At 39.0% G+C, this 26,572-nt stretch carries 25 protein-coding genes, 3 tRNA genes and 1 pseudogene; 11 read left to right on the top strand and 18 right to left on the bottom strand.

Translation table 11 applies throughout. The features are described from left to right. Positions 1 to 7: 7 nt before the first annotated feature. Positions 8 to 1,237 (bottom strand): sigma-70 family RNA polymerase sigma factor, encoded by a 1,230-nt coding sequence (locus WCS89_00145; protein ID MFA6553905.1) that lies wholly within the window; start codon positions 1,235 to 1,237, stop codon positions 8 to 10. A gap of 188 nt (positions 1,238 to 1,425) precedes the next feature. Further along, positions 1,426 to 1,941: a CxxC-x17-CxxC domain-containing protein gene (locus WCS89_00140; GenBank protein ID MFA6553904.1), complete on the bottom strand. Its 516-nt coding sequence runs from the start codon at positions 1,939 to 1,941 to the stop codon at positions 1,426 to 1,428. Positions 1,942 to 2,126: 185 nt separating this feature from the next. Here WCS89_00140 and WCS89_00135 point away from each other — a divergent pair. The 3 genes and pseudogenes from WCS89_00135 (at position 2,127) to WCS89_00125 (ending at position 3,539) form a co-directional block, all read left to right on the top strand. After that, positions 2,127 to 2,196: transfer RNA gene (locus WCS89_00135), tRNA-OTHER, on the top strand. A 577-nt stretch (positions 2,197 to 2,773) separates the two neighbouring features. After that, positions 2,774 to 3,127 (top strand): annotated as a pseudogene (locus tag WCS89_00130) (DUF84 family protein). A 31-nt stretch (positions 3,128 to 3,158) separates the two neighbouring features. Beyond that, complete coding sequence (locus WCS89_00125; protein MFA6553903.1) at positions 3,159 to 3,539, top strand: hypothetical protein; 381 nt, start codon at positions 3,159 to 3,161, stop codon at positions 3,537 to 3,539. 80 nt (positions 3,540 to 3,619) lie between these two features. Here the strand turns inward: WCS89_00125 and WCS89_00120 are convergent, their stop codons facing one another. The 13 genes from WCS89_00120 to rpsP form a co-directional block, all read right to left on the bottom strand. Further along, entirely contained in the window at positions 3,620 to 5,554 is a 1,935-nt protein-coding gene (locus WCS89_00120) for a CHC2 zinc finger domain-containing protein (protein MFA6553902.1), read from the bottom strand. Positions 5,555 to 5,858: 304 nt separating this feature from the next. Continuing rightward, positions 5,859 to 6,185: a type II toxin-antitoxin system PemK/MazF family toxin gene (locus tag WCS89_00115; protein MFA6553901.1), complete on the bottom strand. Its 327-nt coding sequence runs from the start codon at positions 6,183 to 6,185 to the stop codon at positions 5,859 to 5,861. Next, positions 6,178 to 6,429: a hypothetical protein gene (locus WCS89_00110; protein MFA6553900.1), complete on the bottom strand. Its 252-nt coding sequence runs from the start codon at positions 6,427 to 6,429 to the stop codon at positions 6,178 to 6,180. Before WCS89_00110 ends, WCS89_00115 begins: the two co-directional genes overlap by 8 nt. Before the next feature lie 72 nt (positions 6,430 to 6,501). After that, complete coding sequence (locus WCS89_00105; GenBank protein ID MFA6553899.1) at positions 6,502 to 7,206, bottom strand: class I SAM-dependent methyltransferase; 705 nt, start codon at positions 7,204 to 7,206, stop codon at positions 6,502 to 6,504. A 3-nt stretch (positions 7,207 to 7,209) separates the two neighbouring features. Beyond that, the gene (locus tag WCS89_00100; GenBank protein MFA6553898.1) at positions 7,210 to 7,956 is read right to left on the bottom strand and encodes a Fic family protein; all 747 of its coding nucleotides are present in this window, start codon (positions 7,954 to 7,956) and stop codon (positions 7,210 to 7,212) included. Between the two features lie 458 nt (positions 7,957 to 8,414). Further along, complete coding sequence (gene rpoC / locus WCS89_00095) at positions 8,415 to 12,092, bottom strand: DNA-directed RNA polymerase subunit beta' (protein ID MFA6553897.1); 3,678 nt, start codon at positions 12,090 to 12,092, stop codon at positions 8,415 to 8,417. Between the two features lie 45 nt (positions 12,093 to 12,137). Continuing rightward, positions 12,138 to 12,782: a hypothetical protein gene (locus tag WCS89_00090; GenBank protein MFA6553896.1), complete on the bottom strand. Its 645-nt coding sequence runs from the start codon at positions 12,780 to 12,782 to the stop codon at positions 12,138 to 12,140. After that, positions 12,779 to 13,156: a four helix bundle protein gene (locus tag WCS89_00085; protein ID MFA6553895.1), complete on the bottom strand. Its 378-nt coding sequence runs from the start codon at positions 13,154 to 13,156 to the stop codon at positions 12,779 to 12,781. Before WCS89_00085 ends, WCS89_00090 begins: the two co-directional genes overlap by 4 nt. A gap of 26 nt (positions 13,157 to 13,182) precedes the next feature. Continuing rightward, entirely contained in the window at positions 13,183 to 16,371 is a 3,189-nt protein-coding gene (locus tag WCS89_00080; GenBank protein MFA6553894.1) for a DNA-directed RNA polymerase subunit beta, read from the bottom strand. Between the two features lie 281 nt (positions 16,372 to 16,652). Beyond that, the gene (locus tag WCS89_00075; GenBank protein ID MFA6553893.1) at positions 16,653 to 16,928 is read right to left on the bottom strand and encodes a hypothetical protein; all 276 of its coding nucleotides are present in this window, start codon (positions 16,926 to 16,928) and stop codon (positions 16,653 to 16,655) included. A gap of 63 nt (positions 16,929 to 16,991) precedes the next feature. Continuing rightward, positions 16,992 to 17,693 carry a tRNA (guanosine(37)-N1)-methyltransferase TrmD gene (trmD, locus tag WCS89_00070; protein MFA6553892.1) on the bottom strand — a complete coding sequence of 234 codons (702 nt, stop codon included), beginning with the start codon at positions 17,691 to 17,693 and terminating at the stop codon, positions 16,992 to 16,994. Between the two features lie 82 nt (positions 17,694 to 17,775). After that, positions 17,776 to 18,129: a KH domain-containing protein gene (locus WCS89_00065; protein MFA6553891.1), complete on the bottom strand. Its 354-nt coding sequence runs from the start codon at positions 18,127 to 18,129 to the stop codon at positions 17,776 to 17,778. Between the two features lie 91 nt (positions 18,130 to 18,220). After that, positions 18,221 to 18,613, bottom strand: a complete 393-nt coding sequence (gene rpsP / locus WCS89_00060) for a 30S ribosomal protein S16 (GenBank protein ID MFA6553890.1) — start codon at positions 18,611 to 18,613, stop codon at positions 18,221 to 18,223. Between the two features lie 85 nt (positions 18,614 to 18,698). On the opposite strand from rpsP, the gene WCS89_00055 reads away from it, so the two are divergent. After that, entirely contained in the window at positions 18,699 to 19,712 is a 1,014-nt protein-coding gene (locus WCS89_00055) for an alcohol dehydrogenase catalytic domain-containing protein (protein MFA6553889.1), read from the top strand. On the opposite strand, the gene WCS89_00050 is transcribed toward WCS89_00055, so the two are convergent. After that, complete coding sequence (locus WCS89_00050; protein MFA6553888.1) at positions 19,705 to 20,979, bottom strand: cysteine desulfurase family protein; 1,275 nt, start codon at positions 20,977 to 20,979, stop codon at positions 19,705 to 19,707. The genes WCS89_00055 and WCS89_00050 overlap by 8 nt on opposite strands. Positions 20,980 to 21,056: 77 nt before the next feature. Here WCS89_00050 and WCS89_00045 point away from each other — a divergent pair, with 77 nt between their 5' ends. The 7 genes from WCS89_00045 (at position 21,057) to WCS89_00015 (ending at position 25,009) form a co-directional block, all read left to right on the top strand. Beyond that, positions 21,057 to 21,539: a DUF4446 family protein gene (locus WCS89_00045; GenBank protein ID MFA6553887.1), complete on the top strand. Its 483-nt coding sequence runs from the start codon at positions 21,057 to 21,059 to the stop codon at positions 21,537 to 21,539. A 68-nt stretch (positions 21,540 to 21,607) separates the two neighbouring features. Then, entirely contained in the window at positions 21,608 to 23,197 is a 1,590-nt protein-coding gene (infB, locus tag WCS89_00040; GenBank protein ID MFA6553886.1) for a translation initiation factor IF-2, read from the top strand. Between the two features lie 11 nt (positions 23,198 to 23,208). Continuing rightward, complete coding sequence (locus tag WCS89_00035; GenBank protein MFA6553885.1) at positions 23,209 to 23,532, top strand: hypothetical protein; 324 nt, start codon at positions 23,209 to 23,211, stop codon at positions 23,530 to 23,532. A 30-nt stretch (positions 23,533 to 23,562) separates the two neighbouring features. Further along, positions 23,563 to 23,634: transfer RNA gene (locus WCS89_00030), tRNA-Cys, on the top strand. A gap of 73 nt (positions 23,635 to 23,707) precedes the next feature. Continuing rightward, complete coding sequence (locus tag WCS89_00025) at positions 23,708 to 24,205, top strand: HNH endonuclease signature motif containing protein (protein ID MFA6553884.1); 498 nt, start codon at positions 23,708 to 23,710, stop codon at positions 24,203 to 24,205. Continuing rightward, a tRNA-Leu gene (locus WCS89_00020) sits at positions 24,176 to 24,259 on the top strand. The genes WCS89_00025 and WCS89_00020 overlap by 30 nt, the downstream gene beginning before the upstream one ends. Before the next feature lie 210 nt (positions 24,260 to 24,469). Further along, a complete protein-coding gene (locus tag WCS89_00015; protein MFA6553883.1) occupies positions 24,470 to 25,009 on the top strand; it encodes a hypothetical protein in 540 nt (179 codons plus the stop codon). Positions 25,010 to 25,391: 382 nt separating this feature from the next. Here the strand turns inward: WCS89_00015 and uppS are convergent, their stop codons facing one another. Then, complete coding sequence (uppS, locus tag WCS89_00010; GenBank protein ID MFA6553882.1) at positions 25,392 to 26,048, bottom strand: polyprenyl diphosphate synthase; 657 nt, start codon at positions 26,046 to 26,048, stop codon at positions 25,392 to 25,394. A gap of 50 nt (positions 26,049 to 26,098) precedes the next feature. After that, entirely contained in the window at positions 26,099 to 26,374 is a 276-nt protein-coding gene (locus WCS89_00005) for an acylphosphatase (GenBank protein ID MFA6553881.1), read from the bottom strand. Positions 26,375 to 26,572: the final 198 nt, after the last annotated feature.

Below are 26,572 nucleotides of genomic sequence, written 5' to 3'. Positions count from 1 at the left end.
TTAAAAATTAGTAATTCTTGAGTCTGTTAATCTTGTCATGCTGGCGAATCTTTTCGTGAGCCTTGGCTTCAATCTGACGAATACGTTCGCGAGTAACTCCGAACTCTCTTCCAACTTCTTCTAGTGTATGAGTGATACCATCGTTCAAACCATGACGCATTTCTAGAATCTTGCGTTCTTTTTCTGAAAGATCATTCAAGATCATATTGACCTGATCACGTAGAATTCTGCGTGAAGACTCTTGATCTGGTGAAAGAATCTTGTCATCAGCAATAAAATCTTGGAGTGTAGATTTACCATCGTCACTATCGTCACCAACTGGACTTTCCAAAGAGACAACATCTTGTTCAATCTTTTCAATCTGATAGATCTTTTCTACGGCCATATCCATTTCCATAGCGATCTCATCTGCTAGAGGTTCGCGACCGAGGTCATGACTCAAACGTCTGACAACTTGTTTATACTTGGCAATAGTTTCCACCATATGCACTGGTACACGAATAGTTCTACTTTGGTCAGCCAGAGCACGAGTAATAGCTTGTCTAATCCACCATGTGGCGTAAGTTGAGAATTTGAAACCTTTTGTCCAATCAAACTTATCTACTGCGCGGAATAGTCCCAAGTTTCCTTCTTGGATAAGGTCAAGCAATGTAAGGTCTGGACTGCGACCAACATACTTTTTAGCAATAGAGACAACGAGACGAAGGTTGGCTTTAGCGAGAAGATTTTTTGCTTCTGTATCACCTGCCAATATTCTTCGTGCCAAATCTTTTTCTTGTGCAGCGTTGATAAGTGGGTACTGACCGATCTCTTTCAAATACATTTGAATAGAATCATAGGCAGAATCTGCACCACGAGACATATGTGGAGCAACTTTTTTGTGACTCAAATCTTCAACCTCTAACAAACCTCCACCTTCAAGGACATCAACGTTGGCAGTAACGAGTTTGGCGTAAAGTTCATCGAGAAAAGTTATATCGTTTTCAATCTGTGGGAACTCTTTCAAAATCTCATCATAAGTTACGAAACCACGATCACGTCCTTTTGAAATGAGTTTGTTTGAACGTGTCTCAAAATCCTGAGCTTTGTTACCCTTGGTTACCTTTGCGACTTTAGATGAAGATCCTGAAGACTTTGCCTTCTTTGTTTTATCTTTTTTTGCATGCAAAGCCTTCTTTTTTGGAGAAGGACTAGAGGATTTACGAGCCGTTTTGGTCGTCTTTTTTGTTTTACTCATATGGAGAATTTATATTAAGTAAGCAGATTCTAAGGTATTTTTAGAGATTACGCAAGCCATATTAAGAACAAAATTTCTAATTACTAATTTTTAATTTCTAAGAAATGACCAAATTCCAATGTCTAATTGGAGCTTGTTTATTGGGATTTATTTAGTAATTAGTAATTAAAAATTAGAAATTCTCACTATTACTTGGTCTTCTTGGCCTTTACAGTCTTAGCTTTCTTAACTGACTTAACTGTCTCTTTAACCTCAACTTTCACTGGCTTCATAGCCTCAACTGTTCTAATCAGACTATCTATTTTAATATTCAAAGCTTCCAACTGTTTCTTTACTTCACTATTTGAAGAAAAATTGGAATCTGCTTGTGGTTTGAAACTTGAATTGAATTGTGGCTTGTTACCAAAATCTTTTTTAGCAAGATCATTTGATCTAGATTTGCCCGCAAGACCACCGTTTTTGGTAAAACAATCTTTACAATAAACTGGACGATCGTTGGTTGGACGAAAAGGAACTTGGCAAGGCTTGTGACAATCTGCGCAAACAGCATCATGCATAGTTACTTCTCTATCGCCACCGAAACTTCTACCACCACCCCTGTTACCACCAAAACCTCCCTTTTTGAAACCTCCACCACCGAATCTAGAACCGCCATCACGGTTACCACCGAAACTTCTACCACCTCCTCGGTTATTATTTTCCATATTATATGTATTTGTTTGGCCACACCCTCGGGAAGCCATTAGTATATTAGGTCATGATTATGCACTATTTTTTAGGAAAATGCAAGGAAATTGGGCTTATTTTTCTTCATTGTTTCTTTAACCTTTCTTTATCAGGATTTTAACTCGGTTTGATATTATCAATCTTGAAGGTGAAAACCTTCAGTGGGCCATTGACGCGGCGTCAGTTCTGTTTTAGCAACCAGAACTTTGCGGGTTCGACTCCCGTATGGTCCACAATATTATATGGAACTTGCTTTTCAATAAACTAAAATGCTATAATGTTACTAGGTTGCTAAAACAGAACTCTCAAAAGAACCCGAAAAGTTCTGCAAAATCCGCTGAAAAGCGGATTTTGTTTTGATTATAAAAATATTTAAATTAATCCTAGGAGGCGAAACCCCGCCTTATGGCGGGGAATCTCGGAGGCCGCAATGGCCACGGTGCATGTATTTTATACCTTGTCTGATAAAAGTCCACTTAATTGGGTTCTTTTTAAGATAGAACCAGCATATGAACCTTTAAAAGGGTGTTGCAATTAGCCTGCAAACTTTATCGCATTTAGAATGAGAATTCAGTGATTCAGTATTGACATAACATCTATATAATGCTATCGTATTTATGTATAGTTTTTTGACATACAACATTCAACCAAGGCTTAAAATGAACATAACAGTTGGTTCTACAAGTATCCATAAGCTCGATGCGGTGCGCCAGGCTTGTGAGAAATTAAAGCTTGAAGTGATTATCAATGGAGTGAAAGCTCCATCTGGACAAAATGAACAACCAGTAGGTTTCGAGGAGAACCTTTGCTGGCGCTCTCACTCGCGCTACTGCTGCGAAATTCCAATTTCCTGACAATCTGACGATTGGTATTGAGAGTGGAATCTTTCGAATCAACCACCCTTCAGTTAGTCTCGATATTGCAATCATCGTAATTCTTGCTGGAAATCGAAAAATCATTACAGCTTCAAAAGGAATTCAATTTCCTGAGGAGTGTGTGCGAATTGCCGAAAAGCGTGGATTCAAAACAACAACAGTCGGATCAATTATCACCGAGCAACTCGGTGGTGACCCAACTGATCCACATTCAACACTCACAAGTGGAAAAATAAGCAGAACGATGACACTTATTGATGCAGTAGCTACTGCACTTCAGCAAGTGTAAACAAACAACAAGACATAGACAAAGGAAAATTATGAATCAAATTATTGAGCAAGCAGTAGACAGTTTAAAACAGACAGACGATGCAATTGCGACTGAAAAGTGGCGAATAATCAATGAATTCATTGAACTCCTACGTTGGATTGACAAAAATGTACCGAAAAATGTCATTCTACCGTTCCAAGTCGCAATCAATGAGGGAATCTTCCGTTGTGTCTGTTTCGATACTGAAACAGAGATTAACCTCTATAGCACGAATGGACCAAGTCTTAGACATGACCAAATACATCAGATTATTAGACTCGTTGATCAGGACTTCGTCGGCGACCTCCTCAAAGAAATCCAGAGGCTGACGGAAAAAAGCCAGAACAAGTTGGAGGACTTACAGAAGATTACCGTCCCTCAAAAACTTTAAGAACAAGTTGCCTAGACACAATCCCCCATTGCCAAGTTGGTGACGGGGGTTTTTTATATAAAATTCCACTTCATATTGAATTACACCCTCCTCTGCTTCCCCACCTCTGCCTTCCTCATAGACAAAACCTGACATTTTTTAGCTAACTCTGAAACAGTTTTGTTGTCACCGGCTTTCTCGGCAGAACGAAGTTTACCCATAGTCTCTATGAGTTCTTTATTGATAAGATCTTCTTCAAAATTGAAGATGAGTTCATTCATATGAATATTAAAACGATCTTTTTCATTACCATAAAAAGCTTCGGCTTCAAAAGAAAGGTCACCCATCATAGGTGTGATCTTATTTATCTTATCTTCATAAATATCACCAGCAATTTTTTTGATTCTCTCACGATACTCTTTTGCATCAGCAATACCAGAAGTTTCCATCAAATTCAAAAGACCGAACATTCTGCGTTCAACCAGATCCAGACGATGGGCTGAATTTTTATCTGCATTAGTAGAAATATTATTTGTTTTTGCACTACTAAGAGGTCTTTGTACAGCAGATGAAGCTAAATTATTTGAAACTGATGATTGATTGGTGGAACTTGCCGAAGTCTGTTTCATTGTCTTTTCAAATTTTCTCAAATCCTCCCAGACGGATTGTTCATTCAAACCTGATTTCTCAGCAATAATCTTTACGAAATAGGCTTTATCCATCTCACTATCTATTCTCGCCAAAAATGGAAAAACTCTTTCACGAACAGCTTTACCCAATTTTTGTGAATCTGGAACTTCTTTCAAAACATTACCGAGTTCAAATTCAATAACATGTTTAGAATTCTTGAGAACATTTTTCCAATTTTCAGGATTGTCCAAGATGAGATCTGCAGGATCTTTACCACCTTCTATATCTGCAATCTTGACCGACATGCCCATGGAAAGTGCCGTAGCTGCGACAGCACGCATAGCAGCGGTACGACCAGCCTTATCGGAATCAAGAGCAATAATCATATTTGAACTTAGACGTCTGACCATACCGAGATTACTGATAACTCCACTTTCACCTTGACTCTGATCTGTAAGAGCGGTTCCAGAAGCAGCGATGGCGTTTTTGACTCCGACTTGATGTGAGAGCACGAGATCCATTTGACCTTCTACAAGGATAGAATAACCGACGCGACGGATTTCAGTCTTTGCTTTATCTAGACCAAATAATATTTGAGATTTTGTAAAAATAGGAGTTTCTGGACTATTCAAATATTTTGCATTTTTATCATCCTCTTTGAGAATACGTCCGGTAAAAGCGACGACTCTTCCACTAGAATCAGTGATAGGAAACATTACTCGGCCACGAAAACGGTCGTAATAATTTGAAGAACTATAACTAGCACCGTCGCCTTTTGGCTGTGCCAGTTTCCCCTTCGTGTTGCTCGACAAGCTCGCAACAGTCGGGGAAATGGCTCCGCCAGCGGCGACGGCTATCGTGCCACCATCTCTCTTCTTTATAAACCCCGCCTTTTCAATAACCGATTCATTCCAGCCTTTTGTCTTTAAATAATTCAATAGATTCTGCCAACCTTCTGGAGCCCAACCAATACGAAAATTCCCTCTTGTTTCTGGACTAACACCGCGACGGTTTACATAAGCCTCTGCTTCTTTTGATTTTTTGAATTGATCTTCAAAATATTTACAAGCTTCTTCTGTTATTTTAAATAATTTGTCATTATCACTATCAGTTTTTTGATCCATCACCAATGGTACTCCTGCCCTCTCTGCCAAGACCTTGAGTGCACCTTTGAAATCAAGCCCTTCAAATTGTTCAACAAATGAAAAGATATCGCCTTTTGCTCCACAACCAAAACAGTAATACCCGCCACGTTCTGGTGAGATGAAAAAGGAAGCGGTTTTCTCATTATGAAATGGGCATCTAGCTTTGAGCGATCTGCCAGACTTTTCCACTTTCACATAAGAAGCTATGAGTTCCTCTATGGGTATACGAGCTTTTATTTCTTCTACTGTGGTGCGACTCATAGGTGAAGTATAACCTACAAAAATTCAAGTATCACTATTGACAGGGATAGGAAAAGGGATACACTTTCAGATAAGGAAACTTTGTTGGACCGATTGGTATGAAAGCCTTTATTACAAAAGTTGTGTGTACAACGACTTGATAGTAACAAAAACTAAAAGATATTGTGGCGTATCCACATTATCAATTAGAGGCAAGCTTATAGCCACGACCAATCGCTAGTCCTGCCGTGAAGGAGCGCAAGGAATCCGAACGCATCTTTTAATAGGTGCGTTTTTTATTACAAAAAAAGGATACATCCGTATCTTAAATACTGAACAGTTTTCTTAACATAACATTCACTTTTGATACAGTCACTGATTCCAACTGACCAAGTTCTCCAAGAATTGTCTTTTTCTGTAAAGTTGCAATCTTTGAAATTTTGATTGTTGAATTAACTTTAAGTCCATTACTTAATGACGGAACAACTGGTATATCGTAAACTCCAATTTTTTTATTTTGAACCGATGAGATAAAAGCTACTATACAATCTTCTCCACCTCTTTGATTATGCAAAACAAGAGCTGGTCGTACCTTTTGACCAGATAAATCAGTAAACGGAAATGGTATCAATACGAGAGTCCCTTTATACATATTTTTCTTTTAGATCAGAAAGTGAGTAAATATCCTTTTCTTTTGCTAAAAATTCAAAACTCTTTGAACTAGCGTTAACATTTGTAATGTCATTCAAATCTTCGTTATAAGCACTTGGAAACTGAATAAGTAATGCATCAATAGAATTACGACGGCCAATTCCAAAAACTTCACCGTAATATTTAACTCGGTTTAACATACTCCCTATAGTCTTACGAGCGACGGTTGTGGTAATAATCTTCATAATGTACATATTGTACAAAATCAATGGATAAATGCAATACCCTATAATTCTTCGCTTGACATTTAAAACTCATTAGACCTTCTCAAACGTAAATACTGTACAAATGTATTCGTCACTATTTAGCTTATCTTTTTTTACCAACTTCAATCCATTATCTTCAAGAAGGGCTTTGTAATAATCTTCTTCTCTATCGTAATCTATAACCGTACCCATATCAGGTATTTCAACATAATGTAGATATTCTTTGTATTCCTTACCTTTAAACTCAATGGTATTTTTTTCGATGAACAAATCTCTTTTTGTCTCTAACTTATTTCTCAAATACTCTTCGTTGGAGACGACGATTATTAGTCTTCCTTTTTCATTTAGCATTCCCGATATTTTTTGAGCCACCTTACTCAAATCAGCTTCAATAAAATGTGGAAAGACGTATATTGCCGTAATAAAATCAAACTTCTTATCTGTTTTAAAGTCTTGAAAAGTATCTTGATAAATCTCAACATTACTTTTGTCTATATCACTTTTAATGAAATAATCGTAACTCTTCTTTGATGGCTCGCATCCAGCGATATGGATATTGTCGCCATATTTTTCTTTTAACATCCTTATAAAAAATCCAATTCCAGAACCGATACCAAACAAGCTGAAAGGTATACTTTGTTTGGAGATGATTTCATCGAGAATAAACTTATTTACAGAAACATTGAGATGTGTCTTTTCTTGGTTTACCCAATTTATCTTATCGTACTGTTGAAAGAAAAAGTTTCGGTTTTTCATGTACTATTTAATAGATTTCAAATACTCCTCTGCCGATTTTAGTACCGCCTCCAACATAAAATTCTCATAATCATCTTTGCTTCCGCCTGTTTGAGCTTTTTCAAGAGATGTTACGTAAACTCTCCTGTCTTCAGGGTGAATAATAACTGGCGGATAATTATTTTGTAAAAGTATTAGATTAAGAAGAAGACGGGCGGTTCTACCATTACCATCGGTAAATGGATGAATGGAGACAAAACGATAATGAGCTTCTATAGCGGTTGAGGCTGAATGATCTTTACTACTACTCAACCAAGTAATGAATTCTTCCATGAGTTTTGGCACCGAGGCTGGATTGGGCATTATTGATGTTGAACCAGAAATCCTGACTGGAACATTACGAAGTCTGCCAGCATTCACGTCATCATTCTTTTGTAAAATGATACGATGAATATCAAGAATAGCAGGTAAAGTGACATCACCGAGGCCAGAATGATCCTTGGCAAATTTTTTAATAAACTCAACTGCTTCTCCATGATTCTTCGCTTCAATGAGTTCTCTTAGTTGCTTACCATCAATACTAATATCTTTTTCAACCACCAATGCGGTTTCTTGACGCGTCAAAGTGTTACCTTCTAGAGCATTTGAAGTGTAGGTTAATTCTATGCGATACCACTCATCAAGATTCTTTAATAATGCCGGATCTAGGACGCCATGCTTTTCGATTTCGGCTTTAACAGCATCGATTTTTGTGAGAAATTCAGGTTTCATTAACGGTAATTATAGGTTTATAGGCGGAGTTTGTATACATTGACAAGTTAACAATCGGTATTGTATCATCTAGAAAGTAGCTGACTGATCTTCAACAACAAAAAACAAAGATAAATTTATGAATAATCATTTAAAGTCAATGATTTCATGGCTATTTTGCCTATTGATATCTACCTCTGGAGCAATTGTGATACACAATATCATACATCCTTATGTACTAGAATGTATGATGTTAGGAATATTGACCATTCGAGAGATTTTCTCTATGTTTATTTTATCTACCGTCTTATCTGTTGCCCTTGCCTCGTTAATGGAGACAATGTTCTATTATAAAAAGTATAGACGCTGGAAAAGAGAGTCTAACAATACACCGCCCCAAAAAATCTAAAGATAGATCTTCAATCAAAAAACCAACCCCCTTTCAGGAAGTTGGTTTTTCTTTTTATTAAATTATCCTATTACTCCCCCTCAACCTCCTCACTACCTGCTGAAACAGCGTCAATCATCTTTTTCTTTGGTGATCCAACGAAACCTGAACCAGCTGGAACCAAGCGACCAATGATAACGTTTTCCATGAGGCCTGTGAGGTCATCTGAAGCACCACGGACCGCGTTGGCGATGAGGACACGAGTAGTGTGCTGGAATGATGCAGCTGACAAGAAACTCTTTCTTGATAGAGAAGTTTCGGTAATACCCATGACCAATTTCTCGGCCTTGGCGATAGTACCTCCAGCTTCTTTGGCTTCCGCATTCTCTTCTGCAAATTGAATATCATCGATGATCATACCTTCAGTGAAGTTTGTATCTCCACCATCAATGATCTTACGACGACTGAACATCTGTTTAACGATGAGTTCAATGTGCTTACGGGAAACCGTTTCTCCCTGAAGTTCGTAGATCTTACCAACTTCAGTAATAACGTAATCCTTGGCACGCTCTTCTCCACCGTATTCAAAGATCTCGTCAATATCAGCAGAACCATCAGTCAAGAGTTGACCCTTCTTTACACGATCACCTGCTTTGACCATAGTAGTACGGCGATATGGGAAGACATATTCAACTTCAGTTGCTTTGCCTTTACCCTTGTCTTCAATATCTGGAATGACATAGATCATCTTTTCTTTTCCAACATCCTTCATACCTGTAACTACACCGTTCACGGTTGCTACCACAGCAGGATTCTTTGGACGACGCTTTTCAAAAACTTCTTCAACGCGTGGTAGACCTGATGTGATGTCTCCACCTTGTGAAGCAGTACCACCAGCATGGAATGTACGCATTGTTAGCTGTGTACCAGGTTCTCCGATGGCTTGAGCAGCAATAGTTCCTACAGCTTCACCTAGAGCGATAGGAGTATTCCTACCTAGGTCTAGACCGTAACACTTGGAACAAACACCACGTAGAGTTTTACATGAGAGTGGTGAACGGACTTTGACTTCATTTATACCAGCAGCTTCAACTTTGAGAGCGTCCGACTTATTCAAGAGATGTCCCTTTTCAAATAAAACTTTTCCATCGGCAGTCTTGATATCTTCAGCAATATTACGTCCGCGAATATTCTTTGAAAGAGGAATATTCATACCAGAAGCAGTCTGCTTGTATATAGTAATAAATTCTTTTGTACCACAATCTTCTTCAGAAACTACGACATCTTGAGCAACCACGAAGAGCTTACGTGTGAGGTAACCTGCTTTAGCGGTGTTCAAAGCGGTGTCTGTGAGACCCTTTCTTGAACCGTGAGTAGTAATGAAATATTCAATAGGAGTAAGACCTTCCTTGGAACAGGATAGGATCGGGAATTCAATAGTTTCTCCAGAAACTGATGAGATAAGACCTTTCATACCAACCATTTGTGTGATCTGTGATAGGGATCCGCGAGCTCCAGAGGTGATCATGTCGTAGACAGAACCGAGCTTGTCCAAAGAAGCAGGAATTGCTTTTTCAACTTCACCCTTGGCTCTCTGCCAAATTTCAATATGTTTTCTGATTCTTTCTTCTTCTGCAAGAAGACCTTCATCAAACTGCTTACTGACAATATCAGCTTGGACTTTACCTTTGGCAATGATTGCTTTCTTTGAATCTGGAACCATGATGTCATCAATACCCCAAGTTGTACCAGAAATAGTAGCGTAACTAAAACCGAAAGATTTTATCTTATCTAGAATTGGCGCAACATTCTCAGCTCCACGGAGAGTGATCATGTCGTCAATAATCTGACCTAGATATTTGCGTCCAACTTCTTCATTGATGAAAGGATAATCATCAGGCAAAATATTGTTGAGCAAGATTCTTCCGACTGTAGTCTCAAAAATCTTACCTTCAAATTTTGCATACTTTGGAGTATTTGGAGCTACAACTTTAACCTTGGCACGAAGATCTATACTTTCAAAACTATTTGCCAAGATAGCTGAATCAGGAGATTCAAAAGCTTTACCTTCACCATTTGCACCAGCCACAACTTTCGTAACCCAGAAACAACCGAGCACAATATCAAGCATCTTTGCTACAACAGTAGGGTCATTGTTACCTGGTTTCAAGATGTTCCTATCAGAAGCCATGATCATCTTTGCTTCCATCTGAGCCTCATCTGACAACGGAACGTGTACGGCCATCTGGTCTCCATCGAAGTCAGCGTTGAAAGCTGTACATACGAGTGGGTGAACATGGATAGCATTACCTTCAATAAGTTGAGGTCTAAAAGCTTGAATACCTAAACGGTGCAAAGTAGGAGCACGGTTCAAGAGTACGTATTTACCTTTAATAACTTCTTCTAGAATTTCCCAAACTTCTTTTGCACCATCATCAATGAGTCTGTTTGCACCACGAATGTTGTAAGCTAATTCTTTTTTCAAAAGTCCTGAGATGACGAATGGACGGAACAATTCCAAGGCCATGTGTTTTGGCAAACCACATTCATCTAGTTTGAGCTCTGGGCCGACGACGATAACTGAACGACCAGAATAGTCTACGCGCTTACCGAGAAGGTTCTGACGAAATAGTCCTCTCTTTGACTTCAAACTATCTGAGAGTGATTTCAAAGCTCGCTTCTGAGCAGCAACTGCGGCAGCACCAGCAGAAGAACTGTGACGGATAGAGTTATCTATGAGAGCATCTACAGCTTCTTGCAAAATACGCTTTTCGTTGCGGAGAATAACTTCTGGAGCATTGATCTCTTTCAATTTCAAAAGACGATTGTTGCGGTTGATAACACGGCGATACAAATCGTTTACATCTGAAGTAGCGTAACGTCCACCATCAAGAGCAACCATTGGACGGAGTCCTGGTGGAATGACTGGAATACGAACTAGGAACATCCATTCTGGACGAACCTTGGCTTTGATCATTTGCTTGACCAATGACAAACGCTTTGAGAGTCTTTCACGATCAGCTGTACCAGCAACATCATGAACCTTGATCAATTCTGCTTGGAGTTTGACTAAATCAACCTTCTTCAAAAGTTCGTATATGACTTCTGCACCAATACCAGCTTCAAATAGAGAGCCATACTTCACAGCAAATTTATGATAAGTAGCTTCATCCATAACAAAACCTTCTACGAGACTTTCAATATCTTTACGAGCATTGACTACGAGTTCTTTCAAAGCTTCCTTGGTCTTGTCATCTTGAGCAGCCTTAACTTTACTCTTGTATTCAGTATCAAGTTCTTTGAGGAAACTCTCCTTTTCACCTACGTGAACTTTGGTAACAATATATCCAGCGAAATAAACTACTTTTTCAAGATCTGAAGTAGTCATTCCTAAGATAAGACCAATACGTGAAGGGACACTGCGGAGGAACCAGATATGAGAAACTGGACTTGCTAGTTCAATATGTCCCATGCGGTCACGGCGAACTATTGAGCGTGTAATTTCAACTCCACACTTTTCGCAAACAATACCTTTGTAACGAATACCGCGATATTTTCCACAGTAACATTCAAAATCTCGGTCTGGACCAAAGATGCGCTCGTCAAAGAGACCGCTCTTTTCAGATCGTTGTGTACGATAGTTGATGGTTTCTGGTTTGGTGATCTCACCATATGACCATTCAAGGATCTTATCAGGTGATGCCAATGTCAATTTGACTAGGTCAAACTGTGTTGGTTCATTTTGCTTTTTATTTATATTTGGTTGCATGGTAATTAAATTAAAGATTAAATATCAAAATTAAAAATGTTAAGATTATTGGCTGATAAATTTAAAGGTTGATAAGATTTGTTTGAGATAATCCTGTATTTTTTGCTCATCGAAATTCCTTCCAGATGATCGATTCCATTGAAGATCCATGACTAATTGATAACAAGCACTATTCTTTATAATGGCATAGTTGGTGTATTCACCAATCGCACCACCCATACCTTGATCACCACCGCTACCGACATGGTAAGTATTTCCATTAATCGTCACCGTTCTGGTAGACGTGCCTCTTAAATCATTTTTATAACAATTAGCAGTGTTGTCAGAAACTGAAACTGAAAATTGAACACCAACCCCCTGACTTGGCTGTGGAAAAATTACAACTATGAGGTTACCATTATTGTCAAAAGATTTTTGATCCGCCAATTCAGATTCAGAAGGGTACTTAAAACTGTAGCCGAAGACGGGGTTAGTATATGTCTTCCAGCTCGCAGTATCCGGATTCGTAGATGTAGCCTCTCGCATTTGATTCTTAATGATTTCTCTGTCTTGATCAGTCATATTTGGACAATATGGCCAACAATAACTCTGTTTCCTTTGAGTGGAGTAATACACTACGCCGACAACGAGAATAACCACAATAGCGGTGACTAGAGGAATTACATAACCTTTTTGCTTATTTGTTTTCATAATTGTTTTTTCTTCTTTAACGTAATGATGCTGGAAGCTATAATGTTCGAAACCTCAATTAACTCTTTCAATAACCACAGCAACTCCTTTACATCTCCCTTCTCCGTATCACGTAACAATGTTAACCAAACCTTTGACTCATTTGAAGATTTGAGCGAATGTGTGAAAAAATTAATAAAATCTTTTCTTGAACTCGCTGAGCTTGCTTCAACATAATTTGCCAATATACTTGTACCACTTCTAAGTAACTGCTTTCCCATAACATTGGAGACTGAATCTTTCGGAAGTTTATCAATGAATTTAACTAATCTCAGCACCCACTTATACAATCTCTTTTTAAATTCATTTTTAAATTTTTCTTTGTCATTTTCCATTTTGATTTTTACACTTTCATTTACTCTTATTCTTCATCTACTCTAGGCTTATTAACCAACTCCACGTTAAGCGCCAATCCACGTAATGTCTTCAAAAGCACATTGAATGAGGCTGGTAAATTCGGAACACGCATCTTTTCACCCTTGACGATAGCATCGAATGTTTGTGAACGACCGACGATATCATCTGACTTAACTGTAAGAATTTCACGCAAAGTATGAGCGGCACCGTGACCGAGCAATGCCCAGACTTCCATTTCTCCAAATCTCTGACCTCCACCTTGAGCTTTACCTCCTAGTGGCTGTTGAGTAATGAGAGAGTAAGGACCGATAGAACGCATGTGGATCTTGTCTTCAACCATGTGATGTAGTTTCAAGATGTACATGTATCCGACAGCAACAGGCTGTTTGAAATGTTCTCCTGTGCGACCATCGCGTAGCAACATTTTTCCTGACTTATCGAATCCTGCTTTGACCAACTCTTCTTTGATTTCTGCATCAGTTGCTCCTGTGAAAGGAGGAACGATAGCTTGGTAGCCAAGAGTATTTGCAGCAAGACCGAGGTGCAATTCTAGGATCTGTCCGAGGTTCATACGAGAAGGCACACCGAGTGGAGTAAGGATAACATCAATAGGTGTTCCATCTTCCATATATGGCATATCCTCTTCTGGAAGAATCTTTGAGATAACACCTTTGTTACCGTGACGTCCGGCCATCTTGTCTCCAACGGAAACATTACGAACTTGAGCGACTTCAACATAAATCTTCTTGATGATACCTGACTCTAGCTTATCTCCCTTCTCACGAGAAAATACTTTGACAGAGATGACGCGACCACGTTTGCCGTTTTCCATTCTCTTTGAAGTATCCTTCACATCGCGAGCTTTTTCTCCGAAAATAGAACGTAAAAGTCTTTCTTCTGGTGTAAGTTGAGTTTCACCCTTTGGAGAAATTTTACCAACTAGAATATCGCCAGGACGAACTTCTGCACCAATACGAACAATACCCTCTTCTGTAAGATTCTTGAGCTTGGCTTCACCGACGTTAGTGATATCACAAGTTGTAACTTCAGGACCAAGTTTGGTGTCACGAACATTGACTACGAATTCCTCAATGTGAATAGAACTCCACTTACTGTTCTTTACAACACGTTCAGAAAGGATGATGGCATCCTCGTAGTTTGATCCAGACCATGACATGAAGGCTACTAGAGCATTGTGACCGAGAGCCATTTCTCCATGATCTGATGTAGAGGTATCAACTAGAATATCTCCTTTCTTAACCTTATCTCCAAGGTTGATGATAGGACGTTGATGGAAAGCGGTGAAACCGTTTGTTCTAGAAAATAGAACGAGATTGTATTCATGACTCTTGCCTGTCTTTGCAGATTTGAAGACAACTCTCTTTGCGTCAACATGAGTGATCTCACCATCTTCTGGCGCAGCGACCACACGACCTGAGTCAATGACAGCCTTTGCTTCAATACCAGTAGCGACGAAAGGTGCTTCTGGAACGAGACAAGGAGTAGCCTGCTTTTGCATGTTTGATCCCATGAGCGCACGGTTTGCATCATCGTGGTTCAAAAATGGAATGAGAGAAGTAGCGATAGAGAAAGCTTGGTTTGTAGCTACGTCAATATAATCAACTTCATTTTTCTTTGCCAAGAATGGTTTGCCATTGATACGAACTTCAGCTTCATCAACTGTAATGTTTCCTTCTTTGTCATAAGGAGTTGCAGCGTGAGCAATACGGAAGTTTTCTTCTTCAAGAGCGTTCATGTAGACGATCTCTTTTGTAACTTTTCCGTTTTTGACCTTTGCATAAGGAGTTTCAATCATTCCGAAATCATTGATGCGAGCATACATTGTCAAACGCAAAACTAGACCAATGTTTGGACCTTCTGGAGTATGGATAGGACAGAGACGACCGTAGTGAGATGGGTGCACGTCGCGAACTTCGAATCCTGCACGCTCACGAGAGAGACCTCCGGGACCGAGAGCAGTCAAAGTACGGAGATGTTCCACTTCGGCCAAGACGTTCTCTTGCAACATGAATTGTGAAAGTTGGTTTGTTGTAAAGAATTCCTTGATACGAGCTTGCAATGGACGTGGATAAATAAATGAAATAGGAAGAGTAACATCAGGTTCAACCGTAGACATCTTGTCTTGAATGTTACGCTTCATCTGAGTGAGACCTAGACGAATACGCTGTTCTAGAAGTTCACCGACATAGCGAACACGGCGTGAACCTAGGTGGTCAATATCGTCAGCTTGCATATCAGGAGTGATACTCAAAGTGACAATGTGACCAATAGTAGTAGCGATATCATCAAGATTCAAAGTCTTGCGTTCTAGAGACTTCTCATCCATAGGCTTTGAGAAACGCTTGTTGAAACGGAAACGACCAACTCTTGAAATATCATAACGATTTGGTTCGAGCAAAGCTTGGATAAATGAACGTGCGTTATCTACTGTAGCTAGATCACCATCACGAAGACGCTTGTGGATTTCTAAGTATGATTCATCTACGGTCTTGGCATGATCCTTAGCCAAAGTCAGTTCAATAACTTTTCTCATTTCTGGCTTATCTTTGAATAGGTCAAGGATAGCCTCATTTGTAGTTGCGCCCAAAATACGCAAAAGTGAAGTTACTGGAAACTTGCGCTTACGGTCAATACGACAATATATAGTACTATCTGCATCACTTTCTATTTCCATCCAAACACCGCGAGCAGGAATTATTTTTGCCCCAAAATAATTCTTGCCTTTTACTTCTTCTGAAGTGAAGAAAATACCGAATGAATGAGCGAGCTGTGGAGTGATGAGACGTTCAACACCATTCACGATGAAAGTTCCGTGGTCGGTCATCAGAGGAAAATCAGCCAAAAACATTTCCTGTTCTTTGACTACGTTTAGGGATTTGTTTTTCAAAGTCACCTTGACCTTGATCTGACCCTCATAGTTCATCTTATTATTCTTGGCGAAATGTTCGTCATACTTTGGTCTAACGAGTTCCATACCTCCGATGGAAAGTTCAAACTTTTTGCTTGCATAGTCTGTGATAGGAGAAAATTCCTTTAGGAGATTTTCAAATCCACTTTCCATGAGATCAGCAAAAGACTTGAGCTGAGACTCAACCATGTGCGGAGTGACGGTAAGAGGCGTCTGATATCTTGAGAAATATTTCTTTGGTCTAAAGGTAGTAGTAATGGGCATTTTAATAAAAATTAATTTGGAACCGATCATTAATAATGAACAATAATAGATGACGCAAAAAGTCCGTTTTATATTAAAAACGGTAAATAATATTGGGGCAATTAATTTGTTTTATACACTGTAGGATTAATGGTAGACCTTTCTAATCCCTCGCTATAGGCCCTCCTTCGTTAAAACTTCGGAAGGGCGCTGCAGAACACAATCTGCGAAGTTGTTGTGAGCCTAGCATACACCCCTTTTTTGTCAAGAGGTAGTTGTACACAGGTATCTAATAGTAGCTATTAATCGTCGCATAAATCTAATTTTTGACAGGTGAAATATTGCGTACTCATTGGTTGAAACGTTTTCCAATTAGCTAGACTAATTGCATCAGGGCCATTAAAAAACTCTCTAGTTGCTTTTCTTATAGACCGAAAATATATAAAATCATGCCTTCCAAAACGTCTCATGGAATGCCTCATCCTCTCATCAAAGGCGTCATCCATCGCCTTTCTAAAACGAAGTACTTTTTTACTTGGTCTACCAAGTTTTTTATGTAAAAATGGAAATGTTTTCACCCAACAATTTTAACTCCGTAAAATAACTTTACAAGCTCACAATAACTATTTTTTGTTTCGTAATTATCTTTTTGACTCATTCACCTTCTTTTTCCACTCCTCAATCTTGGCGTGGTCACCAGTGAGTAATATTTCTGGTACTTTGTACTTCTTTTTCTTGTAGACGATAACCTCTGGTCTGGTATATACATCTCTACTAGCGATTCTAGATTCTTCAATAGAAAGATCGTCGCCGAGAACACCAGAAATCCTTCTGGTAATAGCATCTATCATTATCATGGCTGGCAATTCCCCACCAGTTAGAACATAAGGACCAACTGTAACATCAACCATTGGAAAAACTTCTTTTATTCGAGCATCTATACCTTCGTAACGTCCGCAGACAAAGACAATGTCAGTATATTTCTTATACGTCTCTGCCATTTCATTAGAAAATTGTTCACCGGATGGGCTAAAGAAAATTATCTTTACTTTCGATTTTCCTGCCCTTCGTAGCTTCAGCGAAGAAGGGTTTCCAACAGCTTTCTCTATAGCTTTTATAATAGGCAAAGCTTCTATGACCATACCCGGACCACCACCATAAGGTCTTTTGTCTACCCTTCTATCCGAATAAGTCAAAACTGCACCTTTTTTTGAAGTAAAGTCTCTAGGATTATAATATCTCACAACAATCTTCTTATCTTCTTGGGCACGCTTGATTATGGAAGCGTTCAAATACGATTCAAAAGACTCTGGAAATAAGGTTATTACATGGAATGTAATCATAAAAAAACTGTGGTAATACAATACCACAGTTTTTTTAATTTGACCATTACTTCAAGAAATGCGCCAAATTTGGAAGTTCTGATTACTCTAACTTGAGATCGGCCATAGCCTCATCAACCGTCTTAGAATTTGGAGTTGAAAGTGGAACAGCTGGAGCTTCTACCGCCATACGCTCTGGTGATTTCAAACCACCGACCGGTTCGTTGATCTTGAGGTTAACGCGAGAATTATTTTTCATCCCAACAACACGTAAAAGTGTGCGGATAGCTTTGGCAGTATTGCCTTGGCGACCAATAATCTTTCCCATATCTGCGGCACCAACTTCGAGAGTGAGTAATACTCCCATCTCATCTACCGTTCTTGTTGTTTTGACTTCACTAGGATTGTCCACTAAAGCTTTGATAACGTAATCTAGAAACTGCTGATCTTGCTGCATATATCGTAAAATTATTTCATAAAATCGTACAGGTAACTGTACTGTACTGGTACAAGTGTAACAAACTGAATGATAGCGTCAATGAGGAAAACTAAACAGCTGGAGTAACTTCGGCAACTGGAGCTGGAGCGACCTTAGCTTCTTCCTTTTTTACTTCCTCCTTGGCCTTCGAAGCCTCGGCGGAGGAGGCAGGCTTCTTTTGAACAGTCTTCTTTGGGAGAGCATTCAACTTTTTACCTTCAATAATCTTTTGAGAAACAAGGAAATTGTGAAGGGTCAAAGAAAGCTTTGCACCCTTTGTCATCCAATGTTTGATAGCTTCTACATCAATCTGCTTCTTGGCATCATTTTCTAAACGTGAATCGTACCAACCCAAATTCTTGAGATATTTACCACTCTTTGGTCCATTCTTGGAATCGGTCAAAACGACTCTGAAAGTCGGTTCGTGTTTGCGTCCTGTGCGCTGTAATCTAATCATTAACATGATGGGAAAAGACTAACAGATTGTAGTAAAAAAGGCAATGGTTAAGAAAATACTGAGTACATCCCAAAAATGCTATAATTCCACAATGAAAGCAATCATCTATAAAGGACCGAAAAATTTGGAGTACGTAGACTTACCAAAACCAGACATCAAAGACGACGAAGTCTTGATGAAAATAAAAAGTGTCGGCATCTGTGGTACCGATCTACATATTTACAATGGAAAGATGGACTTGCCTACCCCACTTGTGATGGGTCACGAATTTTCTGGAGTCATAGAAAAAGTCGGCAGTAATGTAACAAAATTTAAAATTGGAGACCGTGTCGTGGGTGAACATGTAGTCCCTTGTCATGTTTGTCATTATTGTTTGAATGGCAAACCCAACTTATGTCTTAGTGCAAAAGTTATTGGACTTCACCTTCCTGGAGCGTTGGCAGAATATCTCGCTATTCCCGCAGACCTAGTCTACAAAATTCCAGATCAAATAAGTTTTGAAGAAGGAGCTTTGATAGAACCTTTGACTATAGCGCTCTACGCCATCAAAGAAATTCGCCAATTGTTAGACAAAAATGTTGCCGTCATAGGACAAGGACCGATCGGATTATTCCTTGATCAAGCACTCAAAACGACTGGCGCCAATGTTGTTGGAATAGATGTTCAAGATTCTCGTCTGCAATTCGCCAAAAATAGAGGTTGGACCGATAAGACTATAAATAGTAAAGATGAAGATGTAATTTCAAAAATAAATGAATTCTATCCTAGTGGTATAGATGTCACATTTGAAGTAGTCGGTAAAGAGATAACTGCACAACTAGCCTTAGACATTACTGCCAGAACTGGCAACGTTTTCATCCTTGGCGTTTTTGAAGAGCCTTCCAAATTGGATCTGATGAAGATAATTAAAAAAGAATTGAATGTCCACGGTTCATGGACTTGCGCTTTTACATTTCCCGAAGCGATCACCTTGGTCACAGAAAATAAGATCAATTTAAAAGATTTGATAACTCACCGATACTCTGCAGAAAATGGCATAAAGGCTTTTGAAGAAGCTTTTCAATATTCAGAAAATCGCATCAAAACGATAATCAATTTTAACTAATTTTCTTCAGATTCGCAGAAATAATCTTTATAGCCCTCTTTAATTCCCTCTTTGTTGTCCATCTTCCAAAAGAAAATCTCACAGAACGTTTGCTGTCTGCCCCGATAGATTTCAAAACATAAGATTCATCTTCATCATGAAGACAGGAACTTTTCGTGGAACAACAAATACCTTTTGCATCCAACTGTAAGACAAAAAATTCATTATCAATCTTAGGGATAAAAACATTTAAGATGTGTGGACTTTGAGTTACCGCGGGGTTAGCTTCGGTCCGCTGTAGCTCATCAGAGCGAAAGCGACACTTAGAGGAAGATTCTCCACCATTCACTGAGATATCCGACTTAATAACTTTCAATTGGCTAATAAAATAATCTTTTAATCCCACAATCCTAACGACCTCTTTTTCCCTTTCAGCACCAGCAATATCCAGAGCTTTCGCCAAACCCATAATAGATGGAAGGTTCTCTGTACCAGATCTGCGACCAGATTCTTGACCACCACCATATATAATAGGAGAAATAGGCGTATCTCTTCTTATAAACAAAACTCCAACGCCTCGTGGACCATAAACTTTTGTACCATCCAGAGTCAAAAGATCTACTCCTAGTTTTTCCACATTCAAATCTTCATACAAACCAGCTTGTGAAGCGTCTGTATGAAAAACAGGATATTGATAATCTTGAAAATTAAAAGCTGAAGCTGATTTCTCGGCAATTTCATTTCTATAATGTCTGACCATCTTTGCGATATCACGGATAGGTTGCACCGAACCGATCTCGTTATTGACCGTCATTATAGAGACGACTACCGTATTGGGTAATAATTTCTTTTTTAATTCTTCCAAAGAAATAATTCCATTTTTATCAACTGAAACAGTATCCACAATCACACCTTTACCTCCGAGATAATTTGCGCACTCACGAACAGAAGAATGTTCAATAGCACTGATGATGATATGCATTTTTTCATAATCAATACCTTTCTCGTGCAAAGATTCAACAGTTCCAAGTATTGCCAAATTGTTTGATTCAGTACCACCACTAGTAAAAATAACCTCACTAGGATGAGCACGCAAAAAACTGGCAACTCTAGAACGACCATCACTCAAAGATTTCTTTGCAGAAACACCCTCCTTATATAAAGAAGATGGATTGGCATACCTGAGTGATGAAAACTTCCTCATTTCACAAATGACACGAGGATCTATCGGAGTGAGGGATGCATAGTCTAAATAAATGCGACGATTAAAGAGGTTGCAATTGAACATATGTATTAGTTTACATTTCCTACAATAAGGTGCAAGGTTTTTTGTACTTAAGTTAAAAGTTTGTATAATGAAAGCATATGACATTTTTCACCGACCCAAACAATCTTTTTTACGGCTTCATCATATTAGCAATACTCAACATCATTCTCCTTGGTGTAGTTATCTGGATGTACACAAAAATAAAGCGCTTTCTCATTGGTTCAGAATCACACAATATTGCCGATTCACTGACTCATACTGCTACGAGTCTCAAAGATTTAGAAAAATTTCAAGACGAAATGGAAAGTTATCTGGCTGATGTAGAAAATAGATTGAAGAAAAGTGTTCGTTCCGTCCATACAGTTCGTTTCAATCCATTCAAAGGCATTGGTGAAGGTGGTAAACAAAGCTTTGCTACAGCTTTCGTAAACGAAGAAGGAGACGGCGTAGTCCTCTCAAGTCTCTACTCTAGAGACCGTGTCAGTGTATTTTCAAAACCTATCAAGACATTTTCTTCTGAACATGAATTGTCCGATGAAGAGATGGAGGCTCTAGAGAAAGCAAAGTTGGGACTGAAGTAGAAAACATCACAATCCAGAACTTTGATTGTCAATAACAGTCATTTCTGCTAGACTGTATAACTAACTATATGTCTACAAACAATCAGAAAAACCTGATTAGTCGCCCTCCTGTGGTCGTCATCATGGGGCATATTGACCATGGCAAATCTACCCTTCTAGACTATATCCGCAAGACCAAAGTCGTCGCTGGAGAAGCTGGCGGTATTACCCAACACGTTGGAGCATATCAAGCCGTCTACACTTCCGCAGATGGTAAGGTCAATCCTATTACCTTCCTAGACACTCCAGGACACGCCGCCTTCTGTAATATCCGTGAACGTGGTGCACAAGCAGCAGACATCGCAATCCTCATCGTCTCTGCTGAAGATGGAGTCAAGCCACAGACTATAGAGGCTCACAAAAATATCAAGGATTCAAAAATTCCATATATTGTTGCTATTACAAAGATAGACAAGCCAAATGCAAATGTAGACAAAGCCAAACAAAGTTTAGGAGAAAATGAGATCTACGTAGAAGGTTGGGGTGGTGATGTTCCCTGCCTCGCTATTTCTGCAATCACCGGCGAAGGCATTCCTGAATTACTTGAAATGGTTTTGTTAGTAGCAGAATTAGCCGTACTCAAAACCGATCCTACCTTGGATGCTTCTGGAGTAGTTATAGAATCTACACTTGATACTAGAAAAGGTATTTCCGCTACTCTACTCATCAAAGATGGTACTTTGAGCGAAGGTTCATTCGTGGTTGCAGATGGATCTTATGCACCAGTCCGTTTTATTGAAGATTTTAAAGGTGACAAGATAAAGAGTGGAACAGCTTCTATGCCAGTTCGAATTCTCGGCTGGAATACTATTCCTCAATGTGGAGCTCTGTTCACAACGACGACTTGTAAGAAAGAAGCAGAAAAAATAACCGAAAAATTCAAAGATGAACAAAAAGACTTTATCAACGCTTTCAATCTAGAACAGAAAAAGATTGATTCAGCTGCAAAAGCTTCATGTCCTATTCCAACAACAACTGAAGATGAAAATAAAGTTGAAACCGTCGTCTTACCTATCATTGTCAAAGCTGACGTTATCGGTAGTTTGGAAGGAGTCAAACATGAATTGGCAAAGATAAAGCATGACAAAGTTATTATAAAGATTATCTCTGAGGGTATCGGTGATATAAACGAAAATGATGTAAAGATGGCACAAGGTAATCCAGAAACAATCTTGGTTGGATTTAATATCAAACCAGACAAGAAAACATCTGCTCTCATAGATCGCGCCGCTGTACCTATAAAAGTCAAAACTTTCAATATCATTTACGAATTATCAAAATTCATAGATGATGCTGTTGTTGCAAAGATTCCAAAAGAATATGTTGAAGAAGTCAGTGGTTGCGCAAAAATCTTGGCATTATTCTCAAAAGACAAAGAACGTCAGGTTGTCGGTGGTAAAGTAGAATCTGGGACTATGAACAACGGTAACGATGTCCGCCTCATGCGTCGTGGTACCGAAATAGGACGTGGCAAGATCAAGGAATTGCAATCAAAGAAAATAAAAGTTTCCGAAGTTGCTGAAGGTTTTGAATTCGGAATGATGGTTGAAGCAAAGATAGAGATTGCCCCTGGCGATAGAGTTGAAGCGGTGAAAGTAGTAGAAAAGAAAACAAATTAAATCCCCCACCAATGAATCAAAAAAATGAAAAAGTACAAGAAATGTTACGCGAGCTTGCAGCCGATTTCTTTTCTCGTGAATCAAACAGATTATCTCTCATCACGGTCACAAATGTACAACTGATGAGTCGTGGTGGTAGAGCTGTCATACTCATGACGGTATTACCAGAAAGTATGGAAACCGAAGCTGTAGAATTTGCTCATCGTAGACTCAGTGATTTTCGTGATTATGTCAAAGAAAAATCCAGAATTGCCCGCATACCTTTCTTTGAAGTCAAAATAGACTCTGGTGAAAAGAACAGACAAAAGATAGACGAAATAGAAAAAAGTATATAGAATAACCAATGAGCCGAGATATCTTATTTCGGCCACGTAGAAAAGTGGTAATTCGGCTCTCTGCAAAAGAGCTATACGCGAGTTCGATTCTCGCCGTGGCCTCTACTTAATTCATAACATTTTTAAGATAATTTCTAGAGTTGCAATTATTTCATTGGGTATATAATTGCATTCAATGAGTAAAAGAAGTTGGACAAAAGAAGACTTAATAAACGCAGCCGCACAATCAAAAAGTGTGCGCCAAGTTTTGTTTAAATTACACCTAGTTGAAGCTGGGGGTAATTATGAACAGGTCAAAAAATATCTTAAACTATACAATGTGAGTATTCCTCACTTTACTGGAATGACGTGGAATAAAGGACTTCGAGGACATTATCAACCTCAAATTCCTCTTGAAAAAATTCTTACCACTGAAAATCATTACCAAAGTTATCAATTAAAAAATCGACTTTTCAGAGCAAATTTAAAACAATGTAAATGTGAGGAATGTGGCTGGGCAGAACGTTCAATTGATGGTAGAATCCCAGTTGAACTAGACCATATAAATGGTGACAGACATGATAATAGACTTGAAAACCTCAGAGTACTTTGTCCAAATTGCCACAGTTTAAAACCAACTCATCGTGGCAAAAACAAAACAAAAGCCCGGGTGGTGAAATTGGTAAACACGTAACACTTAAAATGTTATCTCTTACAAGGGTTGTGGGTTCGATTCCCACCCCGGGCACTATTGATCTGTGACTCATAAAATTAACGTTAACTCAGTTTTTACTGTGTCTTTTATTTTAAACCAAACCTTAATAGAGCCGTGCTAAAACACATATTTGACGAAATAGCAAAGTATTGACAAGTAGACTGCATTATGCTATACTTGTAGCAGAAGATCAAGAACATTGAAACGGCTAAGTCTAGCTCCGAAAAGGTAGAAATTTGCCTTTTGAGAGCTAGATTTAACCAAAAAAACAAACAAAAACAAGGAGTTACAATGAAAGATTTTCCAGTTTGGAAAACCATTAGACTTGGTACAGGCATCATGCTGGGATACTTCAGTGAGGCCTTGGCGCAATCCGGCCTTAGGATGAACCCTTGGTATGAATGGATGTTGCAAGACCCCGCCTTCAAAGCGACGACTGAACCAACGGAAGTGGATCTTGTTGTCGTTACGGAAGCCGATCTTGGTTTAGAGAAAAGCATACTACTAACCCCAGCTGACATCTACAAACAGGCCATCGAGGTCGGACTAGACCTTTGTCCGAACGAAGTCGGTCCACAGTTACGTCTGCAATACAGGGATCAACCGCAAGGTGAATATCTCTGGATTGCGATGGAACCAATCATCGAAACTCGTAATAATAATCAGCCGCTAATCTTTGTTGTTGGGCGGGACATCTGGCATCTCTTGCTCGATGTCAAGAATGTCGACCCAAGCACGTTACGCTGGTCGCCCCGCTGGGTCTTCATCAAACCTCGCAAATAGTGGTTTATCCACTCGGTCAGAGAGACCGGAGCGAAAGCTCTAAATGTCCTCACGGATTTCCCCCGCGGTCAGCAATGATCGCGGGTTTCTGTTTTTATGCTAAAGTATTCAATACCAGAAAGGTTCCAACATTGTCCCAGACGGCGCACTATTGATCTGTGACTAATAAAGCGTAAACAAAAAAACCGCTAAAACAACAAACTTAGCGGTTTTGCATCTAATAAACCAAAATGGTATTAGATCCTCAATTTTTTAGGATGTCTCATGACCAATCTCCTTTCTACAGTTTTCTCAGTTTTTTAGGATGATTCATTAGGACCTCTTTCTAGTTCCACATAAAATGTTACTCCTTAACAATAGAAATGCAATAGCTAATTGTCCCCTATTTCCCCTTATTTATTTTCCTCTCCCCATACTCCTTCAAGATCTTTTGAAACTCTTCTTTACTAAAATCTGGCCACAAAGTTTTGGTAAAAAACAGTTCACTATAGACACCTTGATAAGATAGAAAATTTGATAAACGAATTTCTCCACCGGTACGAATAATCAAATCGGGATCAGGAGTTTTTGCTGTCCATAAATAATCTTTTAGCGATTCCTCATTCAAAGATAATATCTCTTCTTTTGGTAACAACGATACGTGTTTTATAGCTCGCAATATTTCTGCACGACCACCGTAAGATAACGCTACCGTCAAAGTTAACGGCCCATTAAAAGAAGTTTCTTTTTCTGCCCATTTCATCGCAGTCTGCAAATCTTCTGGAAACATAGAAAGATCGCCGATAAATTTCAGACGGACACCTTGATTGACCAAAGATTCTACTTCATTGGAAAGAGCAAAAGAAAGGAGCCCTATGAGTGCACCGACTTCCTCTTTTGTACGTCTCCAATTTTCCGTAGAAAAAGCATAGACAATAGCGTCATTCACACCAGCTTCTTTGACCCAGCCCAAAACTTCTTTTAATTTCTTATAACCCTCCGAATGACCTTCAATACTCTTTACGCCACTTTTCCCTGTCCAGCGTCTGTTTCCATCCATTATAAAGCCGATACAAATCGGTTTTTTTGTTTTTATTGAGTCCATTGAAGTTAGTAGATTATCAAAAAATCAGAAAAAGTTCCAGTAGGTTTTCCCCAATTCACTTTAACTTCATCAACTTTTGATAAAACTGAACCTTTTTTGAGATAAGAAATGTATTTATTCAAGACTTCTTCATCACCTTCTGCTACTACGGATACTGAACCATCTTTCAAATTTTGAACTGTACCAACTATTCCAAGTTTCCTTGCCTTTCTCTGCGCAAAATCGCGATACATAACTAGTTGTACGCGACCTGTAACTATTACCTCTAAGTGTTTAAGCATAGGGACAATGATACACGAATATTTATTAATTGAAAATTCTTTTTAAGAATAAGAACTCGGCGAACAAAACTTTGAGTTCATGTTTATCTCGACACGGTCAGCCCTGCTCGTATTAGGGAACGCCTCGCAGGGCTGCCTATTCTCACGACGCTATTCGTAGTTATAAAACTCGCAATCCAGCGTCGTTCCGAAATGTCT

This window comes from Candidatus Paceibacterota bacterium (genome assembly GCA_041666915.1).
Classification (GTDB): Bacteria; Patescibacteriota; Minisyncoccia; order Phycocordibacterales; family PALSA-1337; genus C7867-002.
This window is presented reverse-complemented; position numbering and strand designations above follow the sequence as displayed.

Bases quoted from the DNA above. Each gene is read 5' to 3' on its own strand.
- WCS89_00090 (MFA6553896.1), bottom strand. From the start codon at position 12,782: ATGAAAACAAATAAGCAAAAAGGTTATGTAATTCCTCTAGTCACCGCT.
- WCS89_00080 (MFA6553894.1), bottom strand. From the start codon at position 16,371: ATGCCCATTACTACTACCTTTAGACCAAAGAAATATTTCTCAAGATAT.
- WCS89_00065 (MFA6553891.1), bottom strand. From the start codon at position 18,129: ATGCAGCAAGATCAGCAGTTTCTAGATTACGTTATCAAAGCTTTAGTG.
- WCS89_00105 (MFA6553899.1), bottom strand. From the start codon at position 7,206: ATGAAAAACCGAAACTTTTTCTTTCAACAGTACGATAAGATAAATTGG.
- WCS89_00055 (MFA6553889.1), top strand. From the start codon at position 18,699: ATGAAAGCAATCATCTATAAAGGACCGAAAAATTTGGAGTACGTAGAC.
- WCS89_00120 (MFA6553902.1), bottom strand. From the start codon at position 5,554: ATGAGTCGCACCACAGTAGAAGAAATAAAAGCTCGTATACCCATAGAG.
- WCS89_00025 (MFA6553884.1), top strand. From the start codon at position 23,708: ATGAGTAAAAGAAGTTGGACAAAAGAAGACTTAATAAACGCAGCCGCA.
- WCS89_00140 (MFA6553904.1), bottom strand. From the start codon at position 1,941: ATGGAAAATAATAACCGAGGAGGTGGTAGAAGTTTCGGTGGTAACCGT.
- rpsP (MFA6553890.1), bottom strand. From the start codon at position 18,613: ATGTTAATGATTAGATTACAGCGCACAGGACGCAAACACGAACCGACT.
- WCS89_00145 (MFA6553905.1), bottom strand. From the start codon at position 1,237: ATGAGTAAAACAAAAAAGACGACCAAAACGGCTCGTAAATCCTCTAGT.
- WCS89_00035 (MFA6553885.1), top strand. From the start codon at position 23,209: ATGAATCAAAAAAATGAAAAAGTACAAGAAATGTTACGCGAGCTTGCA.
- WCS89_00085 (MFA6553895.1), bottom strand. From the start codon at position 13,156: ATGGAAAATGACAAAGAAAAATTTAAAAATGAATTTAAAAAGAGATTG.
- rpoC (MFA6553897.1), bottom strand. From the start codon at position 12,092: ATGCAACCAAATATAAATAAAAAGCAAAATGAACCAACACAGTTTGAC.
- infB (MFA6553886.1), top strand. From the start codon at position 21,608: ATGTCTACAAACAATCAGAAAAACCTGATTAGTCGCCCTCCTGTGGTC.
- WCS89_00050 (MFA6553888.1), bottom strand. From the start codon at position 20,979: ATGTTCAATTGCAACCTCTTTAATCGTCGCATTTATTTAGACTATGCA.
- WCS89_00045 (MFA6553887.1), top strand. From the start codon at position 21,057: ATGACATTTTTCACCGACCCAAACAATCTTTTTTACGGCTTCATCATA.
- WCS89_00100 (MFA6553898.1), bottom strand. From the start codon at position 7,956: ATGAAACCTGAATTTCTCACAAAAATCGATGCTGTTAAAGCCGAAATC.
- WCS89_00125 (MFA6553903.1), top strand. From the start codon at position 3,159: ATGAATCAAATTATTGAGCAAGCAGTAGACAGTTTAAAACAGACAGAC.
- WCS89_00115 (MFA6553901.1), bottom strand. From the start codon at position 6,185: ATGTATAAAGGGACTCTCGTATTGATACCATTTCCGTTTACTGATTTA.
- WCS89_00005 (MFA6553881.1), bottom strand. From the start codon at position 26,374: ATGCTTAAACACTTAGAGGTAATAGTTACAGGTCGCGTACAACTAGTT.
- WCS89_00110 (MFA6553900.1), bottom strand. From the start codon at position 6,429: ATGAAGATTATTACCACAACCGTCGCTCGTAAGACTATAGGGAGTATG.
- uppS (MFA6553882.1), bottom strand. From the start codon at position 26,048: ATGGATGGAAACAGACGCTGGACAGGGAAAAGTGGCGTAAAGAGTATT.
- trmD (MFA6553892.1), bottom strand. From the start codon at position 17,693: ATGATTACATTCCATGTAATAACCTTATTTCCAGAGTCTTTTGAATCG.